This window comes from Bifidobacterium ramosum, assembly GCF_009299505.1.
GTDB lineage: Bacteria > Actinomycetota > Actinomycetes > Actinomycetales > Bifidobacteriaceae > Bifidobacterium > Bifidobacterium ramosum.
The window spans coordinates 595,473-620,457 of record NZ_WBSM01000001.1; the positions used below are offsets into that span (position 1 = coordinate 595,473).

The 24,985-nt window shown below is 64.5% G+C and carries 25 protein-coding genes; 8 read left to right on the top strand and 17 right to left on the bottom strand.

Annotation, left to right across the window (positions count from 1 at the left end):
* Positions 1-774: 774 nt before the first annotated feature.
* Together DSM100688_RS02565 and DSM100688_RS02570 are read right to left on the bottom strand one after the other, a co-directional pair.
* Complete coding sequence (locus DSM100688_RS02565; RefSeq protein WP_152357569.1) at positions 775-966, bottom strand: hypothetical protein; 192 nt, start codon at positions 964-966, stop codon at positions 775-777.
* Positions 967-992: 26 nt separating this feature from the next.
* On the bottom strand, positions 993-1,961 hold the full coding sequence (locus DSM100688_RS02570) for an IS1249 family transposase (RefSeq protein ID WP_152357570.1): 969 nt from the start codon (positions 1,959-1,961) through the stop codon (positions 993-995).
* Positions 1,962-2,203: 242 nt separating this feature from the next.
* On the opposite strand from DSM100688_RS02570, the gene DSM100688_RS02580 reads away from it, so the two are divergent.
* The gene (locus DSM100688_RS02580; RefSeq protein ID WP_163146774.1) at positions 2,204-3,091 is read left to right on the top strand and encodes a DsbA family protein; all 888 of its coding nucleotides are present in this window, start codon (positions 2,204-2,206) and stop codon (positions 3,089-3,091) included.
* A gap of 91 nt (positions 3,092-3,182) precedes the next feature.
* On the opposite strand, the gene DSM100688_RS02585 is transcribed toward DSM100688_RS02580, so the two are convergent.
* The 3 genes from DSM100688_RS02585 to DSM100688_RS12195 form a co-directional block, all read right to left on the bottom strand.
* A complete protein-coding gene (locus DSM100688_RS02585; RefSeq protein WP_152357572.1) occupies positions 3,183-3,587 on the bottom strand; it encodes a hypothetical protein in 405 nt (134 codons plus the stop codon).
* Positions 3,588-3,840: 253 nt separating this feature from the next.
* A complete protein-coding gene (locus tag DSM100688_RS12190) occupies positions 3,841-4,545 on the bottom strand; it encodes a DUF2142 domain-containing protein (RefSeq protein ID WP_152357573.1) in 705 nt (234 codons plus the stop codon).
* A gap of 7 nt (positions 4,546-4,552) precedes the next feature.
* A complete protein-coding gene (locus DSM100688_RS12195; protein ID WP_163146775.1) occupies positions 4,553-5,143 on the bottom strand; it encodes a DUF2142 domain-containing protein in 591 nt (196 codons plus the stop codon).
* Between the two features lie 196 nt (positions 5,144-5,339).
* Here DSM100688_RS12195 and DSM100688_RS02600 point away from each other — a divergent pair, with 196 nt between their 5' ends.
* The 3 genes from DSM100688_RS02600 to DSM100688_RS02610 all read left to right on the top strand — a co-directional run bounded on the left by DSM100688_RS02600 (position 5,340) and on the right by DSM100688_RS02610 (position 6,826).
* On the top strand, positions 5,340-5,861 hold the full coding sequence (locus tag DSM100688_RS02600; RefSeq protein ID WP_152357575.1) for a GNAT family N-acetyltransferase: 522 nt from the start codon (positions 5,340-5,342) through the stop codon (positions 5,859-5,861).
* 64 nt (positions 5,862-5,925) lie between these two features.
* Positions 5,926-6,336, top strand: a complete 411-nt coding sequence (locus DSM100688_RS02605; protein ID WP_239519286.1) for an ASCH domain-containing protein — start codon at positions 5,926-5,928, stop codon at positions 6,334-6,336.
* Between the two features lies 1 nt (position 6,337).
* Complete coding sequence (locus DSM100688_RS02610) at positions 6,338-6,826, top strand: GNAT family N-acetyltransferase (protein WP_152357577.1); 489 nt, start codon at positions 6,338-6,340, stop codon at positions 6,824-6,826.
* 13 nt (positions 6,827-6,839) lie between these two features.
* Here DSM100688_RS02610 and DSM100688_RS02615 read toward each other — a convergent pair whose 3' ends face one another.
* Positions 6,840-7,562, bottom strand: a complete 723-nt coding sequence (locus DSM100688_RS02615) for a GNAT family N-acetyltransferase (protein ID WP_152357578.1) — start codon at positions 7,560-7,562, stop codon at positions 6,840-6,842.
* A 100-nt stretch (positions 7,563-7,662) separates the two neighbouring features.
* Between DSM100688_RS02615 and DSM100688_RS02620 the strand changes: the two genes are divergently transcribed.
* Positions 7,663-8,079, top strand: coding sequence for a peptide deformylase (locus DSM100688_RS02620; protein ID WP_152357579.1), 417 nt, complete (start codon positions 7,663-7,665; stop codon positions 8,077-8,079).
* 460 nt (positions 8,080-8,539) lie between these two features.
* Here the strand turns inward: DSM100688_RS02620 and DSM100688_RS02625 are convergent, their stop codons facing one another.
* A complete protein-coding gene (locus DSM100688_RS02625; RefSeq protein WP_163146776.1) occupies positions 8,540-9,022 on the bottom strand; it encodes an aminoacyl-tRNA deacylase in 483 nt (160 codons plus the stop codon).
* Between the two features lie 116 nt (positions 9,023-9,138).
* Between DSM100688_RS02625 and DSM100688_RS02630 the strand changes: the two genes are divergently transcribed.
* A complete protein-coding gene (locus DSM100688_RS02630) occupies positions 9,139-9,504 on the top strand; it encodes a phage holin family protein (protein ID WP_152357581.1) in 366 nt (121 codons plus the stop codon).
* 83 nt (positions 9,505-9,587) lie between these two features.
* Here the strand turns inward: DSM100688_RS02630 and DSM100688_RS02635 are convergent, their stop codons facing one another.
* The 7 genes from DSM100688_RS02635 to DSM100688_RS02665 form a co-directional block, all read right to left on the bottom strand.
* Entirely contained in the window at positions 9,588-13,262 is a 3,675-nt protein-coding gene (locus tag DSM100688_RS02635; RefSeq protein ID WP_163146777.1) for an ATP-binding protein, read from the bottom strand.
* On the bottom strand, positions 13,259-14,047 hold the full coding sequence (locus DSM100688_RS02640; protein ID WP_420837470.1) for a DUF4194 domain-containing protein: 789 nt from the start codon (positions 14,045-14,047) through the stop codon (positions 13,259-13,261). Before DSM100688_RS02640 ends, DSM100688_RS02635 begins: the two co-directional genes overlap by 4 nt.
* Before the next feature lie 162 nt (positions 14,048-14,209).
* Entirely contained in the window at positions 14,210-15,742 is a 1,533-nt protein-coding gene (locus tag DSM100688_RS02645; protein ID WP_152357583.1) for a DUF3375 domain-containing protein, read from the bottom strand.
* A 199-nt stretch (positions 15,743-15,941) separates the two neighbouring features.
* Positions 15,942-17,165 (bottom strand): ABC transporter permease, encoded by a 1,224-nt coding sequence (locus DSM100688_RS02650; protein WP_152357584.1) that lies wholly within the window; start codon positions 17,163-17,165, stop codon positions 15,942-15,944.
* Positions 17,158-17,811 carry an ABC transporter ATP-binding protein gene (locus DSM100688_RS02655; protein WP_239519288.1) on the bottom strand — a complete coding sequence of 218 codons (654 nt, stop codon included), beginning with the start codon at positions 17,809-17,811 and terminating at the stop codon, positions 17,158-17,160. Before DSM100688_RS02655 ends, DSM100688_RS02650 begins: the two co-directional genes overlap by 8 nt.
* Positions 17,812-17,942: 131 nt before the next feature.
* Positions 17,943-19,064 (bottom strand): peptidoglycan-binding domain-containing protein, encoded by a 1,122-nt coding sequence (locus tag DSM100688_RS02660; protein ID WP_152357585.1) that lies wholly within the window; start codon positions 19,062-19,064, stop codon positions 17,943-17,945.
* A 173-nt stretch (positions 19,065-19,237) separates the two neighbouring features.
* Positions 19,238-20,026, bottom strand: a complete 789-nt coding sequence (locus DSM100688_RS02665) for a hypothetical protein (RefSeq protein WP_152357586.1) — start codon at positions 20,024-20,026, stop codon at positions 19,238-19,240.
* Between the two features lie 163 nt (positions 20,027-20,189).
* Here DSM100688_RS02665 and DSM100688_RS02670 point away from each other — a divergent pair, with 163 nt between their 5' ends.
* Both DSM100688_RS02670 and DSM100688_RS02675 read left to right on the top strand, forming a co-directional pair.
* A complete protein-coding gene (locus DSM100688_RS02670; protein WP_152357587.1) occupies positions 20,190-20,861 on the top strand; it encodes a response regulator transcription factor in 672 nt (223 codons plus the stop codon).
* A gap of 5 nt (positions 20,862-20,866) precedes the next feature.
* Complete coding sequence (locus tag DSM100688_RS02675) at positions 20,867-22,264, top strand: sensor histidine kinase (protein ID WP_163146778.1); 1,398 nt, start codon at positions 20,867-20,869, stop codon at positions 22,262-22,264.
* Between the two features lie 42 nt (positions 22,265-22,306).
* Here the strand turns inward: DSM100688_RS02675 and DSM100688_RS02680 are convergent, their stop codons facing one another.
* The 3 genes from DSM100688_RS02680 to DSM100688_RS02690 all read right to left on the bottom strand — a co-directional run bounded on the left by DSM100688_RS02680 (position 22,307) and on the right by DSM100688_RS02690 (position 24,985).
* The gene (locus DSM100688_RS02680) at positions 22,307-23,113 is read right to left on the bottom strand and encodes a M15 family metallopeptidase (protein WP_152357589.1); all 807 of its coding nucleotides are present in this window, start codon (positions 23,111-23,113) and stop codon (positions 22,307-22,309) included.
* A 226-nt stretch (positions 23,114-23,339) separates the two neighbouring features.
* Entirely contained in the window at positions 23,340-23,990 is a 651-nt protein-coding gene (gene pcp, locus DSM100688_RS02685) for a pyroglutamyl-peptidase I (RefSeq protein WP_152357590.1), read from the bottom strand.
* Between the two features lie 41 nt (positions 23,991-24,031).
* Complete coding sequence (locus DSM100688_RS02690) at positions 24,032-24,985, bottom strand: DUF979 domain-containing protein (protein ID WP_152357591.1); 954 nt, start codon at positions 24,983-24,985, stop codon at positions 24,032-24,034.

Consider the following 24,985-nt stretch of genomic DNA (forward strand, 5'->3'; position numbering starts at 1 on the left):
TTTTCCTTATCGAGGATTACGCGGTAGCGGCATTCAGATACGCATGACGGCACTCACGTCAACGGGTTGACGCAGGGTAGCTTTCAAAGCCAGTCCTGCGGGGATGTGGAAGTGAGACCGGGTCCCGCGATTCACGGGACCCGGTCTTCACGTACCCATACGGTTCAAGCTGCTCATTGACCAATCTGTCACAACACGGTGCATGCATTCGGCCGTCACCTGCGCCAAAAGCATCTGGCCATGATCCGTATCCGATGCGCGTGCCCTCGCTCGCGCCGGAAGATGATCGCCGACGTCGTATGTCGTCTTTGGATGACAAAGGCTCCTCCGACTGGCGCGATTTTTCGCGGTCGATCATCATGGAGGAATGAAACGCAGCAATACGCGAGGCAACTGCGGTGAACCATCCACTTACCGGGACACTAGTGTTGATCCTACGGCTGCTTGTCTTCCTGATCATGGGTTATGCGGCGACATCCAGACGTGCATGTCGTCGGTAGTTGGCATGACGTATTCACGTCAGAGGGCTAATATAAGATGACTGTTAGAGCCAGCCCTGCGGGGATATGGAAGTTGAGACCGGTGCTCCCGTGATTCACGGGACCCAGTCTTCGCGATCTATACGGTTCCTGTTCATTGATAAATCTGTCACAACACGGTGCATGTATTCGGTCACCACTTGCACCAAGGCATCTAGTGGTGATCCGAATCCAATGTGCGGGGTTAAGTAAAGGAACGTGGGTCTTATCCGCGCGTGTCATCGCGTGGCGTGGATTATTTTGAGCGTCCTGCCCATCCTTTTCTGATGCCGAATCCGTTCTCGTAGGCGTCGATGCCGGCGGCCGGCAGTTGCACCGCGGCCAGGGTGCCGGGCGTCGGTCCGTCGTCCTCGACCGGTTCCTTTCCGACCGTCTTCCAGTGCGCGGGGGTGACGAACGATTCCGGGTCGGGACGCTCCGCGAGCATGTATATCGTCCATTCGCAGCAGCGTTTCAGTGTTTTTCGGATAGACCGCGATGATGGCCGAGCGTGCGTTTGACGACGGCGTTGACGCCGCCCTCCAACTGGTTCGTGGTCGACGGCAGCGAATCGCCGTCCCTGACGATGTCGGGGTCGCGGAACGCGAACAGCATCCCATCCCGGTTGAGTTTGACCAGCCGGAAGTAGGCGCGGCGCAGGCGTTCGTGCGTCCACCACCACTTGCGGCCCCTCGCGTGCTCGGGGTCCTGCCTGGCGTCGGTCTTCTCCTTGAGGTGGTCGCCGTGCTCCGTATGCCATTCATTGAGTTCGGCGAGCCAGATGGCCGCCCCGTCCGAGGTCTTCACCTTGACGAGCTTGCGGGCGAGCTTGAGCAGCGTCTTTCCCGCTTCGCTCTTGGGTTTGTTCGTCAGGTCGGCTCGCGTGTTGCGCAGCACGTGCACGAGGCAGCGCTGCACGGCGACGCCCTTCCACCGGGTCTCGGCGGCCGCCAGACACCCCTGTCCGCCGTCGCACACCAGCAGTCCCGGACGCTTCACCCGTTTGAACAGCTGCGGGTATGCCGGCTTCGTCTCCGCGGAGCACCACTGCCACTTCACGGGCCGCCCGTCATCACCGGTCAGGACCAGCAGGCACCAGCCGTACGGCACGTACGTGCCGTCGGCCATCACGTACCGGTGGGAACGGGAGACGCCCGGCATCCCCGGCTCCACGTTCCAGCACCACGCGGTCCTGGCCGCGAACGTCTGCCGCGTGATCCCAAACATCGCCGCGGCCTCGCTCATGGACCGCTTGCCCGTGACCCACGCGATGAACGCGCGGAACTCCGCCATGCGCGTCCGATCCTCCCGCCTCATGGTCGAGCTCAGGCGGCATGCATCGCACTTCCATCGTTGGGTACCGGCCTTCGTGAGCCCCTTCTTGCGCATCGGCATACCGCACAACGGGCACTTCCTCGCCTTTGAAGACTTGTTCCTGCTCATGGAACAAGCCAACACGAAAAGTCAAGCACCCTGCCGGATTAACGCCCGGACCGTTAATCACACCCCGACACGCAAGACAGGAGAACACCTCACCCCGGATTTAAGACCCACGTTTCTTTACTTAACCCAATGTGCGCGCCTTCACTTACGCCGGAGGGTGATCGCAGACGTCTCATGTCGTCTTTGGATGACAAATGCTCCTTCGATTGGCGCGATTTTTCGCGGTCGATCATTATGGAGGAATGAAACGCAGCAATACGCAACAGCAAGATTCTCGAAACGATACGGCGGTTTCGGCGGTGGAACGCCGTCAGCAAACCATCATCGGAATACTGACCGTCGCGATCATCGCCGTCCTGCTGGTCGTGGGCGGCGTTGCCTTGTATCGCAGCATGGCGGCCAATCGCTCCGCGACGATGGACGCCCCGCAATCGGAACAGGCCGCGCGTGACGCCCTGCGTAAGATCAAAGTCAAGCCGTCGTTCGCGGATGATCAGGGCGGCATTCTGCTCTCCAAGAACGGGTACGGCAACAAGGTCGATGGCGTGCCGACCGTCGGCATGTATCTGGAACCGTTGTGTCCGGGGTGTGCGCTGGTGAGCCGCACGCTTGATCCGACGATCATGAGCATGCTGGATGCGGGGCAGATCAATCTCGACCTGCATTTCATGACGTTCCAAGACTACAAAAGCAGCGACGAGTATTCGACCCGCGCGTTCAACGCGGCCGTCACGATCGTACAACGGGACCCGAATCCGGACCATCTGCTCGGGTATCTGATGAACATTTACCGCGAGGACTTCCAGCCCGGCGAACTCGGCGAATACCGCAGCGTGACCGACGACCAGCTCAAACAGCAGGCGCTTAACGCCGGCGTGGACAGCGCGACGGCGGATGCGGCGTTCGACGGTCAATACCGGTACCGGACATGGCTGAAGGCGGCGGACGACTACACGATCCTCCGGCCGGAACTCTACGCGCCGGGCAAGAACGGCTTCTCCACGCCCACCGTCACCATCAACGATCGTCGCTGGCAAATGGACGGCAACGATCTGAAAGGCAGTTTCCTCACCGCCATCGGCCTGGACGAGAACCAGGTCGGCGATCCTGCCGTCACACCGAAAAACTGATGGCTTTGTTAAACCAGCTTTGACATAGGGAAAAACAAGCCAAAACCACAACAGTTCACAACCCCAAGAGAACACCGACTCCACGTCACCATCAATGACGGGATACGCGACGATGAGCAACATGCCGGTCCGCGACACGGGAGACCACGCCGACCATCAGCATGACGGTCGAGGCCATCAGCATGACGGCCGCGGCCATCGCGAACAATCCCGCGACGGCGAACAGCACCTCCGATAACGGCCCCGGCCCCACACCGCACGGGTGCATCCATCCGTCGCAGCCATTCGGATATTCGGCGGAGATCGACGGGTAATCGGCGGTCACATCACTGAGCATCAGCAGCAGCATGGCCGACCATCCCAACACCGGAGCCGAACCCAGCGCGCCGGCTCCGATCCATCCGCAGCGCAGCAGCCAGCGGAGCAGCACGGTCAACGCCACGGAGACGAGCGCACAGCCGACGAACCACGGCAACAGGTCCAGAACGACATCCATATGGTCATTGTCCCTCCACACCACATCCGATGCCATCATGACGCGGCAACGTGCACGGTCCCATCACCCGGCCATGGACGGCGGAACCGCCCCGTCGCCGGCCGCGTCCGCCGCGCACATCCCAGACATCGTGACGATCGGACCCGGAATGGTGACATCGGCCATTTTTCCCTATGTCAAAACTGGTTTAACAGAGCCAAACTGATTGCGCACACGGTAACGTTTGAGTCGCGACATTTGGAATCGATTCATACTACCGTGTGAGGTTTCTCCTGATTGCGCGTAACGCGTCGGCGCATTGCATGACCAACGGCGGCACCAGTGGCAGGAAGTATCGGCTGTTGATGCCGACGACGCCGGCTTGTCCGGTCAGCGTGAACTGCGTCCATATCGCCGCGTACACCAGCGTCACGCATCCCATGATCGCCGTCCACGACATCAGCCAGAACAGCAGTCGCTGCCGATCGTGTCTCCAGACGATGACGGTCATCATCAAAGCCGCAACGGTAAGCGTCCAGAACAGGAACAATAGTGGCGGCTCCCACCATGACCATCCCTGCAAACGGACGATACTGGAGAACATCCGCGGCAGGAACCCGTGCGGAGCGGCCAGCAGTTCCCGTTGTCGTCGCAGCACCTCGTCGTACGGGACGCGTGACGGGTTCGTGGCGAACCCGGTTCCGAACTTCAACCATGCTAGCAACAACATAACCGACAACACGCATCCGGTGACGAGGATGAGCCGTGAACGCATGGGCATGCGATGATGGGCGATCATCGGCAGCAACGCCATGAGCAGGCACAGCGCATACGCGAACTTCGACAACGCCAACACTCCGGTCACACCGATCAGCAGCACGCAATCACCGGTGCCGAGCCGATCGGTTTGCAGGCATCGGACCAGCATGCAGGCCAATAGCAGGGACAACGCGACCACCGTCGAGTCAGGAGAAAACATGAACGAGTCAGGCAACGCCAGACACACGGACAGCAGCTCGGCCAACAGTCGAAACCAGCGCGACGAAGGACTCCCCGGCCAGCACACGCAGGCCGATCCACACCGCCGTGAGATAGACGGCCAACTGGAACGCTTCGGCGAGATAGAACCGCCATGCCACGTCCAATCGCAGCAGCCGGCCGACCGCGAAGGCGGCCAATTGCGGCAGGTACGCGATCGGCGGATACACGGCGGTATTGTCGAACGGCACCTCGCTGCGCCGCCCGTCATGAACGGTGATGGATGCGGCGTCCACCAAGCCGGACACGTAATGACGGTCGTTGGCCAGCGAGAACGCGACCACGTCGTCATCGACCCAGCCGCCCGTGTTGTGCGCCGCGTCGGGATGATAGTCGGACGTCGCCCGTACCGGCCGGGCGATCACGTCGCCGTTGAGCATCGCATCCACCCGGTACACGTGCGCCCACACGTCCGGCGTCGACCCCGGAGGCACCATCGCGATGCCCAGCATCCCGCACAACAACACCAACACCAGCACGACGACCGACGTTCGACCTTGACGCGACCGGCCATCGTGGCCATTCGGATACGGACTCATGACAAACCACCACAGGATTCCGCGACCGGCACCATGCCGGACAGACAGCATCCATGATGACCACACGCCGACGATTCACGCCAATCAACGCGGAATCCGTCAACCAAAGACGACAGCGGACAACGAGAACGCGGTAATCCGGCCGGCCGAGTGTAAGGTGATCCACATCGCAATAAGGGAGTAAGGAGGCGACTATATGCAGTTGATCGAGACCTGGCTGGCGGACCCGGAGCGCACGTTCGACCTGTTCGCGAAGTTTCCGGCGGAGGAGACGGGATTCGAGAACCTTGCGGTCGGCATGAGCCGCGAGCGGTTCGCCGCCTATGTGCAGGGTCTGCGCGACGAGGCGTTGGGTATCGGCTTGCCGGACGGTTGGGTGCCGGCCACCAAATACATCCTCGTCAACGACGAGGGCAAATACGTGGGCATCTTCAACCTGCGCCACCGGCTCACCGACTTTCTACGTGAAGGCCCGGGACACATCGGCTACGGCATCGCCCGCGAATACCGCGGCCATGGCTATGCGACCGCCGGGCTAAAACTCACGCTTGCCAAGGCGCGCGAACTCGGCATCAGGGAGGCATACCTGTGCGTGCACAAGGACAATCCCGCGAGCCTCGCGGTGCAGCGACACTGCGGCGCGCGCATCGACCATGAGGACGAACGGGAATACTACACGCGCATCGACACAGGCATAGGATCGATGCGTGATGAGTGACGACGTAACAAAGCCGAGTTTGCCTTTGCCGTCGGGATACGTGGATCTGCCGAAGGTCGAATTCATGGAACCCGGACCGGAACGCGACCGGCTGATAGAAATGATCCTCGAGGGCACGAAGACCGCAACCGCCGCACTGCTGATCGACTATACGGAATGTGACGAACCGCTGCCTCACATTGGGAATCGTTCCATACTGGTTGATTCCGACGAGCACGGTGTGGCGGTGTTGATTACTACCGACGTCTCCGTCGTCCGACTGGCTGACATCACCGACAGCCACGCGTTGGCCGAAGGCGAAGGCGACACGAGCGCGGTACAATGGCGGCACACGCATGAGGCATACTGGAATTCGGCCGAATACCGTTCCTGCTTCGCCGACCCGACGTTCCCGATCAACGACGATACGCTCGTCGTGCTCGAACGGTTCAAAGTCACGGAACGGCTCCGGAAGAACGCCGGGAAGGAAGCATGACATGACGATTCGCATCGCCCCGATCGAACCCCGATGGTTCGAGGAGAAGGCTCGAGTGCAGTCGCGCACGTGGCGGGAGCTCAATCAGGGGCATATCCCGCAGGAGATCGTGGACGCCATCACCCCGCAGTTCGCATTGAAGATCACTGAGGCCCACGCCAAGGACCCTAATCAGGTCGTGCTGGTGGCGATTGACGACGATCATGTGATCGGATTCGCGGAACTGCTGCGTACGCCGCGCCCGCCGGTCAACCGTCCCGAGGCGGCGGAACTGGCCTCGCTATACGTGTTGGCCGACCGACACCGGCAAGGAGCCGGACGCATGCTCGTCGAGGCCGGCAAACAGGCCATCGGCAACGACCGGCTCGCGTTGTGGGTCGCCGGATTCAACGACAACGCGCAAGACTTCTACCGGCATATCGGCTTCCACGAGACCGGCCGCACCCAGACCGAGGACATGGGGCCGGAACTCGAAATGATCAACTACTGAGCATCACTGGAACCTACGCGCGACCTTCGTAAAGATAGAACGTTTCCGTGGCGTCGCCGCGCAAGGTCAAACGTCGTTCGCGCAGCCGGGCCAGTCCGCGATGCTCGTAGAAGCCGACGTTGCAGCTCGTGTCGGTGAACAGGAAGTACCAATCCACACCGGCGTCGTGGAACCGGCGCATCGCATGGTCGAACAGCGCACGGCCCACACCGCATCCGCGCACGGTCTCATCGACCAGCAGCAACGTCACCTCCGCATCGAAACGCGGGCGCAACCCCTGCAGCAGTCGTGCGTCGACGCGCACCAACGACAGCATCTCACGCAGTCCATGTCGTCCCTCCGCGGTCAACAGCAGTGGCATCGCCAGTTCGATGACATGCCGACGATGCCACCGGGACCTGTGCACGTGACGTACATGACGTATATGCGGACACGGCTTGCGCACGTCACGCAGTGCGTACGACTCCCCCGCTGGAGATTCAGGTCTACTTCCACGCCCGTCGATGCCACGCCGGTCGATGCGCGTCGCGATGATGCCGACCACCGCGCCGCCCTGTTGTGCGACGACGGCATCATTCGAGCAGTCCAGACTGTGATGCAGGTCGATCATGGCGAGTCTGCGAGCGCATGCCAGGCTCATGTGGGGATCGTTGTACCACATGCGGCGCAGCATGCCGGCGATCGCGGGGTAATCGTCGCGTCGCAGTGGGCGTAGCGTGAGAGCGTCATCGTTCATGGTTCACCGTCCGCGGGTAGGAGGCAACAGGCTGGTACGATGCAGTGTACATGCCACACAACGCATCTGTGACACTTGCATCCGTAGGAAAGGAACGACCATGCAGCAGCCGATCATGACCGACGAACGATTCCTGAGCCGGCCATCCGAACCGGCGACCGAAGCCGATCTGGGCGTGGCCGTCGATTTGGCGGATACGTTGGCCGCGCATGCCGACTCGTGCGTGGGTATGGCGGCGAACATGATCGGCGTGTCCAAGCGGATCATCGTGTTCGCGGACGAAGCGACCGGACGGAACATGATCATGGTCAATCCGCGGATCGTCGAGCGGTCGGGCGAATACGAGACCGAGGAGGGCTGTCTGTCGTTGACCGGCGTGCGTAAGACAATCCGGTACGAGCGGATCACCGTCACGTATTGCACGCGCCGGTTCCGTGAGGTCACCGCCGTGTTTGAGGGGTTCACCGCGCAGATCATCCAGCATGAGATCGACCATTGCAACGGCATCCTGATCTGAGCCGATCCTGCGTCGGCACCGTATCGGTCTAATCAGTTCAGCATCAGCCCCTGCGCCCCCTAGTACTGGACTTTCGCCGATATTCAGTCATTACCGTGTAGAACGTCGGCGCTGACCGGTCTTCCGGTGCCGTCGACTGGCCCCGCGGGTTTGCCGAGCGTACGAAAATCGGGAAAAGAACGGCATCGTCCCGAATTTCTTGCACTGACGGTTCCCCAGTGCGGGAAATTCGGGAAATCGGCGGCGTGTTCCCGAATTTCCTGCGCTGCCGTCGTCTCAGTGCAAGTATTTCGGGATGATGCGGCTGATTTCCCGAATTTCACGCGCTGAGTCACTGTCATCGCAAGGTTTTCGGGAACCAAGCGTCTGCAACTTCCACATCAACGTTGTGCCCAGTTCGTCAGCCGAGTTCGCCACATATTGCCAACGATACGGGACTGTGCCCCGGCATCCGACACGGTCACATCGCCTGCGCTCGCTGCGTGAATTCGCCGCCGTCGAACCAACCGACAACGTCGTTCTGCTCGACGATGAGCTGCGGGTCGATGGCGAGCGTGTGATGCGCGTCCTCGGTGCCGCAGTAAATCATGTCGTACGGGAGCAGTCGACGATCCATGTACGCGGGGATGCCGAGGAACAGCGGTCCGACCGTGCCGACGTCGTAGCCGGTGCGATCCTTCACCACATCGGGCGACGCGAGATGCAACTGCCGCAATCCCAACGCACGGCCGAGCGCGCGCCAGCGCAGATGCCCGGACGCCAACGCGATCACCGCGAACACGCCCTCCTTCGTCTCCACGACGTATGTCGCCGCGGCGCGGGTCACATCGAACACGGTCGCCGCAGACGCGAGATCCACGATCGCGGTCTTATGTTCGATGATCCGCGCGCGATTCGCATGTTCGGCCGCAAACCGCACGATCCGTTCGTATCTGTCGTCCATGGTCACAGTGTATGCCCTCCGTATGCCATGGTCGCCGTCGCCGCCGTGGTATGGAACGTCGTCACTTGGCCGATGATCACACTCCGGTGACATTTGGGCTGGAATAATCGAGTGGTATGAGTCATTTCATTTCCCGTTGGCTGGTATTGACGATCGCGGCGGGCGTCATGGTCGCCCTGCTGCCCGGCATGGAGGCGGTGGGCGAGCCGCCGATCCTCGGCATCGCCGCGTTCTCGCTGTTTCTGGCGCTCATCAACGCGTCGATCAAACCGGTCGTGCATCTGCTCGCCCTGCCGATCTCGATCCTGAGTTTCGGCTTGTTCGCGCTGATTCTCAACTGGCTGTTCATGGAGCTCGCCTCGTGGCTGGCGCTCACCCTGTTCGACGTGGGCGTGGTCATCCATGGTTTCTGGTGGTCGGTGCTTGGCTCGATCATCATGGCGATCGTCTCCGGTCTCGTCGGCGACGTCATCGGCGAATAAGCCTGCCCGTGATGCGTGACGGCGCAGCGAGGGGCGGTTCCCACCACGACGGGGACCGCCCCTCGCCTGATATATATGGCCGTCTACCGATTGGCGTCCGGCGTCTTGACCGTGCCGTCGCCGGCGCCCGGCTCGTCGAGGGCGTCGGCGTAGCCGCTCCACGTGGCCTCGTGCAGGGACGTGAGGCCGGTGTCGGGATCCTTGCGGGTGACGTACGCCTTGGTGGACACCTCGAGGATCTCGCCGGTCTTGCTTTCGGGCGCGGAGACGATCACCTGGAATCCGAGGCGCGGCAGCACGCCGAGCGCGCGCTGCGTGTAGCGGCCGTCGGCCTTGATGAGCGCCTCGTCGAGGAACAGCGTGGTGTAGCTCGGCTTGAGCCGGTTCTCCATGCCGCCGCCGAGCAGGTAGATGAGCGCCGCGCCGTACACGAACGACGTGAGCTCCTGCAACGCGCCGCCCGACCTGCCGCCGGTCGACGTGATGCGTTCGTCCTGCCCGTCGTCGTGGTGCACGATCGCGTAGAACGACGAACGGCAGCGCGGGTCGAGATCGCGCGCGCCGTAGCTGCGGATGCCGTTGACGTCTTTGACCTGTGCGAGTTCGTGCCGCAGCAGTTCGATCATCGTCGCGCACGCGGCGAACGCGCGCTTCGATCCGTTCATGCCGGCGCCGTCGGACTGTGCTTCGGACTTGCCGGACGCATCGGACGCCGCGACGGACGTGCCCGTGCCGTTCTGCGCGGACTTCCAGTCGTTGAGCGTGCGGATGGTTCGCTGCAGCTGCGCCGAGAACGCACGGTCGGGGTTGCGCACGTCGGCGTGCAATGACAGGCTGCCATGGCGCGGGCCGAACCGCTGCCCGTCGAGCATCGCGTTGATGCGGTCGAGCTGATCGCGGATGTCGCCCGCATCCGTGTCGATGGCGCGTTTGACGGTCAGCAGGCTCATGAGCAGGTGGTCGAGGCACCGCCGGTATTCGGCGTCCGTGGCAGCCACGGCGGCCAGATGCGTGAGGCTGTCGAGTTCCTCGAGATAGTACCGGTAGTCGTTCACGCTGGCGGTGAGCGCATCGCCGTCGGCCGCGTATTGGTCGATGTATGCGCTCATCTTGAGTTCGACGCCGGTGCGCGCGGTGTCGGCGCGTTCGTTGAGCGTGGTGATGTGCGCGGCCATGGCGGTGCACATGCCGGCGACGACGCGGTCGGCGAACGTGCCGTCCGGCTGCGCCGACGCTGCGGTTCCGGAGGATGCCGACGCTGGTGCCGTCAGCCCCGCGCCGATGATCATGTGCGCGCGCAGTGCCGTATCGCCGAATCCGGCGAACCGCTGTTCGTAGGCCTGCGTGAGTTCGTCGATGATGTCGTCGCCGAGTATGGCCGTGGACGATGCGGCACCGGTACGCACGTCACCGGCATGCGCAACGTCCGTGTCGTCATCCGCGTCGCCGTGCGCGTCCAGCCATGCGCGCCCGGCCTGCGCGGCCGCGGCGGCGGACCGTGCGGCCTGTTCGGCCTCGATCCGCTGGCGCTGCACCCGGTCGAGTTCCTCATTCAATGTGTCGCGCATGTCGGCGAGCTTGGCGAGTTTGGGATCGTTGGTGATCGACGCGATCGTGGCTTCGATCTCGTCGATATGCCGTTCGGCGCCGGCCACATCGATCTTCTCCCATGCCGTATAGGCGAGCTGGTCGGCGAGTTCGCGTTCGCGGTGGAGCCGGTCGGTCGCCGTCTTCGCGTCCGCATACGCCTGTTCCGCCTGTTCGACCTGCGTGCGGGCGTCATCGATCTGCCGGCGTAGCAGATCAAGATACTGTTTGTTGACGAAGCCGATGATCTGCTGCCGGTCCTTGACGCCATACTGGCCGCGTTTGCCGGATTTGATCTGCCCGTCGAGCTGCACCTGACGGGTGTCGCGGTCCGTGTCGTCGATGGCCGTGACGCAGCGCGCGTCGAACCGGTCGGAGCGGGTCTGCTCACGCAGCCATCCGGAGAACGGGGAATCCTCGCGGTACCGCAGCTTGCCGGACATCCACTCGCCGATACCGGTATCGGCGCCGGCGACGTTGACACCAGCACCAGCGGCAGCCTCACCGTCGCCGTAGTCGCGCGTCGTGTCGACGAACTGCCAGGTGCGCCGGGCCATCGCATGCGGATCGATGGTGCTCACCTTCGCGGCGAACCCGCGTTCGTGCCGTTTGTCCACGAGGATGGTCTGTGCGATCGGCGCGTACACGACGTTCATGGCCAGCCGCCACCGCTCGTCCTCGTCACGCACGTCCATGAGTTCGGCCACGTACGGCAGTTCGTCGGGCGTGAGCCCCGTCGCCCGGCACAGCATGGCGCGCGTCTCGTCCATCTGCTGCGTGATACGCGTGCGATGCGCACTCTGCCGCTGATAGTCGCGTTCCAGAGTCCGTAGGGTTTCGTTGGCCGCGGACCGGCGGCCGAACGCCTCGTTGCGCGCGTCCTCGAGTTCGTCGTTGCGCCGGTCGTAGGCGACTTTGAACGTGACCGCGTCGATGCGCGCCTGCTCCCATGCCTTCTCGCTGTCGGGCATAGGTTTGCCGGCCGCGCCATGATTGGCGGCGATGCGGTCGTGGGTCTCCCGTACATCCTCCAGCGTGCGCTTCGCGGTTTCGCGCTCGTATTCGAGACGGGCGAGGTTGCCGCCGTCCAATCCCTGCATCTGGCCGCGGATCGCGTCGATGCGCGAGCGCAGGTCGTCGGCGCGTCGGCCGGCCGCGACCGCGTCGGCCTGCCGTGCGGCGTGTTCGTCGTCGTCGATCGGCAGTTGCGCGGCGACCTCGCCGGTCATGCGTGCGAGCGCCCACCGGCGTATCGTCTCCTTGCCGGACGGTGTGGATGGGTCGACCGGCGCGAATCGGCGTGCCTGCCGTTGCATCTCGCCGTAGCGCGCGTAGTCGTCGCGGATAGCGCGCAGTTTGGCCATGCGGTTGGCCTTGTCCTCCATGGCGCGGAAGTTCTCGGCGTAGCGGTCGTAGTCGTCGACCGTAGTGCGCGCCAGGTCGAGCGCTTCCGGCACGCCGAGCACGCCCTGTTTGAAGATGTCGTCAAGCCGGGATGGCGCGTCGGCCGACTGGATCTTGGCGAGCAGACGGCACGCTTCGGCACTCAGGCCCATCACCGACCAGATGTGCTCGTGGAACGCCTCCGCGCTGGGGAACGTGAGGCATTGCGGGTACGCGGCCTTCAACTGCGTGGGCGTGAACGGCGTGTCGCGGTAGGCGTCCATCGCCCGCGGGTCGATCATACGGTCCCAGACCACGTACTGGCGGCGTACGGCGCTGCGCTCGTCGCCGGGCATGAGATACAGAAACTTGCCGCACGAAAGCGTCTGACCGTCGGTCAGGTTGCGGTAGGTGTCGACGATCGCGCCCCACACGGCCTGCGGTACGCCGTTCGCGTCGCGTCCGCGCAGGGTGATCGGACGGTCGCCGTCGCCGGTGTCGCCCACGCCGACCATGCCGAGCAGATACGTGTAGTCGCTGCGTTCGGAACGGCCTGAGTTCGATGCCTTGTTGAACGGCGTACCGGTCGGGTACAGCAGGGAGATCTGCGCGTCCACGAGCGTCGATTTGCCGGATTCGCTGGCGCCGGCGAGCAGCGTCACGGGCAGATCCTTGTCCATCGACGGGCGGAATTCGTGATAGCCCTCGTACGAGCCCCAGTTGACGAGCTGGCGGCTTTCCATCATCCACCGGTCGGCGATCATCTGCAGGTCTTTCGCCATCGTCACTCCCTTTCCTTGCCGTCGGTCGCGTCGGCCCTATCGTCGTCGGTGTCGCCGTTCACGTCGCCGCGACCGTCGTGCGCGTCGTCCGTAAACAGCGGCGCGGCGAACCGCGTCTCGTCGATCGTGTCGGCCGAGGCCTCGTCCGGCGTCTCATCCGCCGCGTTCGTATTCGTCGTGGCCACGGTATCGTCGTCCCCGGCATCGTCGCCGTCGCGGCCGTCCGTGCCGGACGCGACGTCCAGCCACGAGTCGGCCAGCTCACGGTCGAGCACCACCGGCACAAGCGGCGTGATCCGGTACATGGTGTCGTCGTCCGCCGTGCGTTCGAGATACCCGTACGTGCACATCGCGGACACGATCGAGCCGACCTGTTTGAGCACGGTCTCCTCGTCGTTGCGGGCCGCGAGATATCCGGTGCCCGTGGCGAGCGCCGCACGGATCTCCTCGAAGCTCACCAGCCAGTGGGAGTCCTCCTCGCGCGCGTTCTCGTATTCGAGCACGCGGATGCGCAGGAACGCGAGCAACGCGGCCTCCTCGCGTTTGAGGCTGGTGCGGGTCTTCAATGCGCGCAGCGTGACGTCGGGACCGGCAACGGGCATGGCGATCATGATGCGGTAGCGTTCGTTGACGACCAGTTCGAGCAGGTCGTTGTTGAGCGAGCGGACGACGGCGTCGCGGTTGTCGAGCACCGTGTCGTACAGGTCGCCGGTGATGTAGCGTTCGCGTTTGAGCGCGATCGCGGCCATGCGCGCGTCGGCGGTCATGTTGCCGCTGTCGCCCTCGAACAGGGCGTACGGGTTGACCGCCCCTTCCGTGTGGTCGTCCGCGCGATCAGCCGTGTGCTCGTCCGTGCGGGTTCCGACCGTTACGGCGGCGTCGTAGGCACCGTCGACCGGCGCGTCATGCATCGTCGTATCCGTGTCGTTCGTGCTGATGCTCGTCATCCTTCCCTATCCTTCCCTCGCGATCTCGTCCAGTGCGTCCGCCGTCGTCAGTATCGGTCGTGTCACCCAGTCGCGCGGCGTGCCGTCGAGCGATACGCAATGCCATGTCGCCGTGTCGGTGTCGTGCGTCCCGTCGGCGTACCGGATGGCGCTGAGGAAGCCGACCAGTTCGCTTTCGCGGCGTTCCGCATCCGGCAGCCGGTTGAAACTGGCGGCAACGTCGATGCGGCCGTCCGCCCGCGTGACCGGATCGTGCCGGATCAGCGTGATCATGCGGTGCAATCGTGGGCCGCCGCCGACGATCATGGCCTTGAGATCGACCGGCGTCGTATCGTCGTCGCGTGACGATTGCGCATCGGTCAGACCGGGCGTCGTCGCACGCACCATCGATCGTGCCGGTCGTGTCGGCAGCGCCGCGAACTGGGCGCCCGCGCTGCCGGTCGGATACGGTCGCGACGCGTCGTTCGGATGCGCTCTCGCGTCGGCGTTGAGACGCACGAACAGGCGGTTGAGCGTACCGAGCATGGTGCGGTAGCGCGTGTCGGTCTGTTGGCGGACGAGTCGGCTGACGGCCTCGTCGGAGACGCGCATCTGGCCGCGCACCGCCTCGATACCGTCGTAGATGCGGGCGAGTTCGTCGCGGATCTGGTCGAGCAGCGCACTTGATGCGCCGGCCAGATACGGGGTTCTGGCGATGTCGCGCAACGCGTCGTCGATCTGCTGGCGGCCTTCGTCGGTGATGATCACCTGAAACGCGTCCTCGAATCGCCGGCCACTGTCGGATTCCTGGAACGAACGCCGGTATTCATCATGGTAGGCGGTGAGAATCTCGTCGACGCTCATGTCGCCGCCCTGCATGCGCCGGCGCAGCGCGTCGCCGTTGTCGCGTTCGGCGAGTACGAGTTCACGCAGGTCGATGGGCACGCCGCGCAGCGTGTTGTGGATGACGGCGATTACGTCCCTGACCTGGTCCGCGCTGAGCGCGGCGTGCTGCTGACCCTGCTGGATGCGTTTGATCTCGCGCCTGCGTTCCTTGATCTCCTGGTTGAGCAGGCGCACGCGTTCGCTCGGATCGGCGGTCAGCTGCATGCGCGCGTGTTCGATCTCCATGATGATGCTGTTGGCCTGCGCGCCGGACAAGGTGCGGGTGTCGTCCTCGAGCCGGCCGAGCGCGTCGATGGCGCGGTGGGCGCGGGCGGTGAGCCGGTAGAGGAATCGGTGGGATGCGGCGTCGTGCGCGTTGGCGAGCCATGCGTAGTCGCCGTCGCCTTCGCGGCTCAGGTCGACGAGGATCTGGTGCGCCGCCTCCGCATACGTCTGGTCGGGCTTGGGCGTGTAGTCGCCGGTGTCGGCGAGCGCGGACAGGCCTTGCGCGAAGCGTTCCTCCAGGGTTTCGCGCGGCAGTTCGCCGGTCAGCGGGTCGAACGCGGCGCGCAGGAGCGCCACGTAGAGCTTGGCGTTGGCGCGCAGCAGCAGACGAAGCACGCCGGTCTCGTAGACCGGTCGCAGCCGTTCCATCTCCTGTCTGACGTCACCCATACCCGCCTCGCTTTCCTTGCCGCAACTTATAAGGCTATCATGCCGGTTCCCGGGATTCGGCCCGCGCATCCCAGGAACCGAAAACCTCACATCGGCGCACATAACCGATCAACGGCAAGCGCGCGATGACGCCGTTCCCGGCCAAAAAGCACACAACGGCCGGTTCCCGGGATTCTCACCGGAAAATCCCGGGAACCAGCTACTCGCTCCTCAATGCTTCGGTCGGGGTGAGCCGGGCGGCCCGGCCAGCCGGGTACAGCCCGGCCATGATGCCGACCGTCACGGCCGCGCCCCATGCGAGCGGCAGACCACCCCAGTCCAAGGCCAATGGCTGCCCCGCCGTGAGCGCCACGCCGCCGGCCGTGCCCGCGCCGATGAGGATGCCGGCCAGTCCGCCCAACGCGGAGAGCATGGCCGCCTCGGCGACGAACTGCATGCGGATGTTGCCGGGCGTGGCGCCCAAGGCGCGTCGCAACCCGATCTCGCCGCGGCGTTCCATGACGGTGACGATCATCATGTTGGCGATGCTCATGCCGCCCACGGCGAGCGCGATCACGCCGATCATGAGGCCAAGCGTGGTCAGCGAGTCGCTGGTGGCGTTGCGCGCCTTGGACAGATCGGCGGATGCGGTCACGCTCACATTGCCGCCGGCGAGGTTGGCCGCGTGGGCGATCATGCGGCGCAGGGTCTCGGCATCGCCGGCTACGGTGCGTACGTAGATCGCGTTGATCTTGGCGATGTCCGCCGCTTGGTCGGGATAGTGCGCGAGCGCCCACGCCTTGCCGATGATGGCGGAGGTGTTGAGTGTTTCAGCCTGCGGCAGCGGATCGAGGATGCCGATGACCCCGTACCATTCGTTGTCGATGAGCACGCGGTCGCCGACGTCGGTGACGCCGAGCCGCCATGCGGCCTCCGAGCCGAGGACCGCGACGGGCAGATGCTCATTGTTCCGGTCGATGCCGTGGCCGTGCGCATAGGTCGCGCCGATCGCGTCCAGCGCGCCGGGGGCCATGATGTTCAGGGCGAGCGCGTTGCCGTTGGATGTCGGTACAAGCTGGTTCTTGAAGATCTGGATCTTCTCGGGCGGCGTGGTGAAGACTCCGACCTGTTCGACGTTCGGCTGGCGTGCGATCGTTTCGGGCGCGTAGTCGGGCAGTGGAATGGTCTGGCGTGCGGCGTCCTGACCGGGGGTGACGACCTGCAGGTTTGCACCGAGCGCGTCGAGCCGGGCGAGCAGCGTCGCTTGGTTGGAGGCCGCGATGCCGGACAGGGCCACGTAGGCGGCGACGCCCAACGCGATGCCGAGCGAGGCGAGTATGGTGCGCGAGACGCGTCCGGTCGCGCCGATCCACGCGGAGTGCATGAGATCTGCGACGCGTGTGCGCAATGGTTTATGCAGTGGTTTGCGTAATGGCTTACGCATGGCCGTCTCCTTCCCGTGTCGTCTCCCCCGCTATTTCGCGCACCACGCCGTCGCGGATGTGCAGTCGCCGCGGGAACCGTGCGGCCACGTTCGGATCGTGCGTGACGACGACGAGGCTCGCGCCGCTGTCGGCCGCGGCGAACAGCAGGTCGAGGATCGTGTGTCCAGTGTCGGTGTCGAGCGCGCCGGTCGGCTCGTCGGCGAAGATGATGTCCGGCCGTTTGACCAACGCCCGTGCGATGGCGACGCGCTGCTGTTCGCCGCCGGACAGTTGCGACGGCCGATGTCGCAACCGATGTCCCAATCCGACCTGTTCGAGCGCTGCGGTCGCACGGTCACGACGTTCCGCGCGGGGCAGAGTCGTGTACTGCAGGCCGACCATCACGTTCTCCAACGCGGACACGCTGGCGATGAGATGGAACTGCTGGAATACGAAGCCGATGCGTGCGGCGCGCAGATCGCTGCGTTGCCGTTCGCCCATCGCCGTCACGTCGTCGCCGTTGTATCGCAGCGTGCCGGACGTGGGCATGTCGAGTGTGCCGAGCAGAGAGAGCAACGTCGACTTGCCGGAGCCGGAAGGCCCCACGATCGCGATGCGTTCGCCGTGCGCGATCGTCAGGTTCGTCGGATGCAGGATCTGCGTCATTGTTCCGTCCTTGCCGGAAAACGCCTTGGTAACGTTCTCGAGCGTCAGCAGTCTCCCATGCCCTGGCTCCCCCTGCCAGGAGGCGCTGTCAGCCGTAGGCTGACTGAGAGGGTCCATACCCGCAACCGCCATCACGACACCACCACCTTGTCACCGGCCTGCAACCCGTCGGCCTTGGTGAGCTGCACCTGCGCGTTGGCGACCAGTCCGATCTCGACCGGCACGCGCACGAGCGTGTCGCCGCGCACCACGTCGACCGCGTACGTGGTGCCGGCGGACGCGACGATCGCGGTCACCGGCACGATCAGCGTTTCCGCGCTCGCCGACTTGGACGTGTTCGGGATGACGAGATTCACCGAGACCGGTCCGAACTTCGCGACCTTCGACTGGTCGGGGAAGTCGATGCGCGCCGACGGCGAGGTCACCTGTCCATCCGTGCCGGTGGACTGGCCGCCCTGGTCGACGGCGGCGAGCGTCGTGTCGATGGTCGTGTTGTCGGGCAATACGACCTGCGCCTTGTCGCCGGCCTTGAACGTGGCGGCCTGCGTGGCGGTGAGCGCGGCCTCGACATGCAGCGTGACGTTCGTATAGCTGGCGGGGCTTACGTTCGACTCCCCCAGTTTCGCCTTGACCTGCGTGATGCGGATCGGCGCGGACGGCGCGACGGCCACGGACGACGGCTGGAACACGCCGTCCACCGCGCTGCCGGTCAATCCCAGCGACCGCTGCCATTGCCGGACCGCCTCGCGGGTCAGCCAGTCGAAATGCGCGTCCGGCTCACCGCCGAAGAAGCCGAGTTCGGCGAGGTTCCGCTCGAGCTGGGTCACGTCCGGGCCATCCGACACGTCCGTCTGCAACGTGCGCCAGAACGGGCGCTCGCCATGGAACAGCGGCACGGGCACGCCGTCCATCTCGTACACCTGTTCGCCGGTGTTGATCTGTTTGCCGGCGACCGGCAGTTGCGTGATCGTGCCGGTCGCGGACGCGAAATCGCTTGCCTTGTCGTATTGCAGGGTCGCGCCGAGCCGGGTTTCGGCGTCGAGCACGCCCTTGGTGACCGGCTGCGTGCGCAGCGTGGTCACGTCGATGTTCCGTGACGCCGATGATTGTCCACCCGCGGTCAGATGGCCGATCAGGTTCCACGGTTGCGTCGCCACGCATGTCGCGATCAGCCCGGCGATGACGATGATCGTCATGATCGCCGCGATGATCTTGCGCCGCGTATTGAACCGTCGCTGTTCCGTTCGTGTCATATTCGTTGCTCCTTGTCATATTGCCGGCGCCCCGCACACCCCGGCTCCCTCCCCTGAGAGGATCCGTCCGTTGCTGCCCCGTTCGCGAATCGCATCGCCGCCTGGCTCCTCTCCCCGAGGGGAGCTGTCAGCGCAGCTGACTGAGGGGAGCCGCATCCGCACGCCCAACGCGCTCACTGCGCGTCGCGCATCACCTGCGTGTAGTCGTAGCCGAACTCCTGAGGCGTACCGTCAAAGCCGAACGAGACGCCCGAATCGCCGACCGGGCAGTCCTTGAGGAAGCGGCGGAACTCCTCCTCGCTCACGGTTTTCGGGATCATGATCGTCGTCGGATTGTCGCCGTCCGGGTCCGCGACCCAGCTGTAGCCCTTCTCGCGCGCCTTCTTGGCGAAGTCGAGCGCCGCCTGCTTCTGCGCGTCGGAGACGGCCGGCTGCACGTTCTCGTCCTGCACGGGCTGGGTGAAGTCCGGTACCTGCGCCTGGCATGCCGCGTAGTCCTGTTGTTTGGAGGCGTACGGGCTGCCGGCGAGCGCGGTGGCGTCCTTGAACATGACCCACACCTTGTCGTCCTCCACGGTGGTGAACGTCGCGCCCGCATACAGTTGCTGCGCGTCCGAGTCGACGGTCATGCCGTTCGAGTCGCCGCCGACCTTAACGGGGTTGCCGGCCGCGTCGATCATGCGCAGTTCGACCGCGTTCTTCACCGTCGGCGCCTTGGATGTGTCCGTGGAGCCGGACATGTCGGGTGCGGCCGCGGCCTGTGCTTCGATGCCCTTGTCGGTGAGACATGCGATGAACTTCCTGACGTTCGTATCGGTCGACGTGGCGGTGTCGCCGCCAGAAGCGACGGCGTTCGACTGGTTGCCGCCGTTCGTGGTGAACGGCGTGGAGCAGCCGGCAAGTGCCGACAGGGTGAGCGTGGATGCGATGGCGATGGTCAGGGTGCGCGGGTTGCGGTTCATGGTTCCTCCTAGTGAGCGTTGTGGTCGTCATCCATCCAACCGTGTCGTCCGTGGCGTGTCGGTGAGGTTCCGTCTTACCTTCGCATTACCGACAGGGCGGGAGGATGGGGATGATAATGGGTGGAGCACCCGAACCGTACGCATCGCACGAAAGAGGCACGACATGCGAATCCTGATCGTCGAGGACGACCGCGAACTGGCCGCCGCGTTGGACGACGCGCTGCGCTACGAAGGCTATGCGACGAGCCTCGCCGCGACCGGCACCGAGGCATTGCAGGCGCTCGCCGAACAGAACATCGACATCGTGCTGCTCGACCGTGATCTGCCGGTGCTCTCGGGCGACGCGGTGATGGCGACGATCGCCGCGAACCGCATCCCCGTCGCCGTCATCATGCTCACCGCCGCGGCCGACGTGAGCGACCGGGTCAGCGGACTCGACCTCGGCGCCGACGACTATCTGACCAAACCGTTCGCCTATCCCGAACTGCTCGCCCGCATCCGCGCGCTGCAACGTCGCGCCGGCACATCCAATACGACCGCGGCGGTGCTTTCGCGCGGCGACATCACGATCGACACGACGCGTCGGCTCGTGTTCCAAGACCACGGGCGCACGCTCGTCAAGCTCACGCCGAAGGAGTACGGCGTACTGCTCGAACTCATGCGCGCCGACGGCGGCTACGTGAACGTGCCGGAACTCTACGCGGCCGTATGGGACGATCCGACCGCCGCGGAGCCGGCCGACGTGATCAAGACCACCGTGTACTCGCTGCGCCGCAAGATCGCCGACCGCAACGCGATCGTCTCGACCCGCGGGGAAGGATACCGGTTGCAATGAACTGCATGCGCACGATCATCGCGCGGCTACGGCCACGCACGTTCAGGGCCGTCATGGTGCTGTCCATCACGGTCATATCCGTACTGATGATGGCGGCCGTCATCATCGCGCAGAACATCATCGTCGCCCGTGTCGCCGCCGAACAGAACATGGCCGTCATGTGCGTCTCCTCGTTCGACCCGTCCGACTCGTCTGACTCGTCGGGCGGTATCGATTCCGGCTCCCCGGATGCGACATCGGCAGGGATGTGCGATAAAGAGGCGGTCTCGCTCGGCGACGGGGCGAGCATCGACGTGTTCGGCCAATCCGATACGAACCAATACTCGTTCGGCATCGCCAGAACGGTGGACTCGGTCACCAGCTCATTCGTCACCACCATGCGGGTGTCATCCATCGTCATGATGATCGTGTTCGGACTGCTCGCGCTCGGCGTCGCATGGATCGTCGGCACGACACTGTCGAACCGAGTCGCCGACGTCGGCCGGCAGGTCGAGTCACTCAACCCGGACGACCTGCATGCCCGGATCGACGACACGCATGATCATGATGAGATCGGCCGACTGGTCACGTCGATTAATGGTCTGCTCGACCGCGTCCAGGCGGCGTCCGAAGCGGAGCAGCGGTTCGTGTCGAACGCGTCGCACGAGCTGCGCACGCCGATCGCCGCCGTGGAGACGAACCTCGACGCGCCGCTCGCCCAAGGCCGCTTCCCCGCCGACGTGGAACCATCCGTACGCCGTGCGCTCGCCGCGAACCGGCGTGGCGCGCAGCTCGTACAGGCGCTGCTCACGTTGTCGCGCATCCAGAACGGCGCGATCGGAGAGCAGCAGACGGCGACGGGCACGTCGAACAATGGCACGGACGCCGTCATGATTGGCAAGACAGTACCGCCGACCGCAACGGACGTCGCCGCCGGCATGGCCGGTACCGTTTGCTCGGCCGATCTGACCGGATGTGTGAACGACATGATCGACAACGTCGCGGACGACGCGGCGACGCACGGCATCACCGTGCACGCCGACGGTCTGCCGTCCGTACGCGTGGCCGCCGACCATGCGCTGCTGGAACTGGCCGTGGGCAATCTCATCCGCAATGCCGTCGTGCATAACGTGGACGGTGGCTCGGTCGACGTAACGATCACGACGGACGATGACGGCAGCGGCGACGGCGCCGGCAGGGTGATGCTGACGGTAACGAACACCACCGATGAGCGGCTTCCCGATGATCTCGATGAGCTCGTCCAGCCGTTCCACCGCGGCGAGCATTCGCGTATCAGCGCCGCGCCCGGTGTGGGGTTGGGCCTGTCGATCGTGGATGCCGCATGCGATGCGATGGGCGCGACCCTGACGCTCTCGCAGCCCGATCCCGCCACGTTCCGCGCGATAATCCGTTTTCCTCGTTAGTTAATCCTTGGACTCCCCTGAGAAGGGGAAACCTAGGTGTACTCACCGCACGTACTCCTCAAGCGTGATGCCGCGCTCGTGCATGGTCTTGGCCGCATCCGCGCCAACGTACCGGTAGTGCCACGCCTCGAACGCGTTGCCGGTCACGTCGGTCTTCCCGTCCGGATACCGCAGCACGAACCCGTACTCCCATGCATGCGCGGCAAGCCAGTCGTACACACGCTGGTTGGCGTCGGCGTCCGCTGCGCCGGCCGCGTTCAAATCCACCGCCAGGCCGATCTCGTGTTCGCTGGTGCCGGGGATCGCGACCAGTTTCTCGGCGTTCGCCCGCGCGTCCTGATCGCTCATGCCTTCGTTCTCGTACAGGAAGACCTTGTCGTGCATGATCTGCTGTTGCTGCGCGTGCGTGCGGTAGCCGGCCGTCACCTCGGGATCGAGTCCATCGGCGCGCATCGTGTCGAACATGCGCTGCAGGTCGGGGTAGATGCGTGCGTCGACCTGCTGGCCGTTGGCGAGCTGCGTAAGTTCGGGCGCGGGATAGTCGTCGGGGATGCGGTGCCACCGGTTGACGACGATCAGGTTCCATGACTGCGCGGCATATTCGGCTTCGGGGATGCCCGGCGCGAACGGTCCCCAGTGGGCGACGCGTCCCAGTCCGACCAGCGTGCCGACGATGACCGTCATGGCCGCGACCGTCGCGATGATCATCCGTGCCACGGCCTTGGCCATGCGCTCGTGACGGTACTGCGCGAAGCTGCGTACCGTTCCCCTGCCGTCGGTTGTCCGTCCGTGGTGACGTTCCTTGGTCGCGCGTCCTTGCGCGATGGGTTCCGTTGCGGTCCGTGTCATGGTTCATCCCTCCCGTGTCGGCGCAGGTCGGCGATCCGCTTGGCCGGTCTCCCGCACCGCGGTCGCATACCATATAAAAACCGTTGCGATACCTCTCAATCGTAGGAATCGCAACGGTTGCGCGCTATCGGCCGGCGGGATGAACCGGCCCTGATCCTTGGGGATGATCTCCCGGAGCCGCACCCCTAAGGGTCACCCCGGGCCGACCGTTTCGGCCGTGCGCCGGTCAGTGGGTTTCGCCCATGATCTCGGTCGCGTCGGTTTCGGCGGTCACGGCCGCTTCGATCGCGTATTCGAGGGCCTTGGCCATCGTGGCGATCTCCATGACCGGCGTGCCGTTCGCCTTGCCGACGCCCTGTTCGACCGCGTACGGCACGTGGATGAACCCGCCCTTGATGCCGGGGAACTTGCGGTCGAGCAGGTAGAGCACGTTGTACATGATCGCATTGCACACGTAGGTGCCGGCCGTGTACGACATGAACGCGGGGATGCCGTGGTCGTTGATGTTCTTGACCATCACCTTGACCGGTAGGGTCGCGAAGTACGCGGTGTCGCCGTCGGCGCGCAGGGGCGTGTCAAACGGCTGTTCGCCGTCGTTGTCGGGGATGCGCGCCTCGGCGAGGTTGATCGCGACCTTTTCGACGGTGATCGCGGAGCGGCCGCCGGCCTGACCGACGCACAGCACGAAGTCCGGCCGTTCGCGTTCGATGGCCGCTTCGACGACCTGCGCGCTGCGCGTGAACACGGTCGGGATCTCGAGTGTGACGACCGTCGCGCCGGCGATCTCGTCCGGCAGCAGTTTGACGGCCTCGAACGCGGGGTTGACGGGTTCGCCGCCGAACGGGTCGAATCCAGTGACGAGGATCTTCTTGGACATGGTGAACTCCTTTGTCGTTTGTCGTTGGTTGGTTGTGATGACTACCGCGCGATGAGCATGTAGACGATCTGCACGACGATCATGACGAGCGCCGGCAGCACCTGGTTCTTGATCACGCCCATGCGGTCCTTCATGTCGAGCATGGCGACGGGCACGATGTTGAAGTTCGCGGCCATCGGCGTCATCAGCGTGCCGCAGTAGCCGCAGGTGAGCGCGAGGATGCCGATCACGGCCGGGTCGGCGCCGTAGGCGAGCACGAACGGCGCGCCGATGCCGACGGTCATCACGGTGATCGCGGCGAACGCGTTGCCCATGATCATGGTGAACAGCATCATGCCGATCGCGAACACGATGATGCCGACCGTCACGTTGCCCTTCGGAATCACGCCGCCGACCAGTTTGGCGATCACGTCGCCCACGCCGGCCGCGGTGAAGATCGCGCCGAGGCTGGCAAGCAGCATCGGCAGCATGCACAGCGCGCCCATCGCCGACAGCAGCCGTTCGGAGTCGTTGAGGAACACCTGCGGCTTGTTGTCGCGCGAGTACGCGTACAGGATGACCGCGGCGATCATCACGCCGATGCAGCAGCCGGTCAACGCGCTGATGGACGGGATGAGCGCGCCGATGATCGCGAACACGCCGAGGCAGAGCGCGGGCACGAAGATCTTCATGCCGATGCGCTTGAAGTTCGCGGCGACCTCGGATTCGGTGGGTGCGCTCTGGTCGGACGCGGTGCCCTTGCGCACCTGCTTGAAGATCGCGGGGATGATCATGACGATGATGAGCACGCCGTCCGCGATGGCCGGGATCCACCGGCCGAACGCGATGACGATGCCGAGCGCGGTCCAGAAGACGAACGTGCCGTAGCGCGCCTTGTTGGTCGTGTCGCGCAGGTTGCGCACGCCCGCGTACACGGACATGAATCCCATGAAGATGTAGAAGACCTCGAGGATCTTCGTGCCGACGGTCACGGTCGGGTCCATGAAGAACTGCAT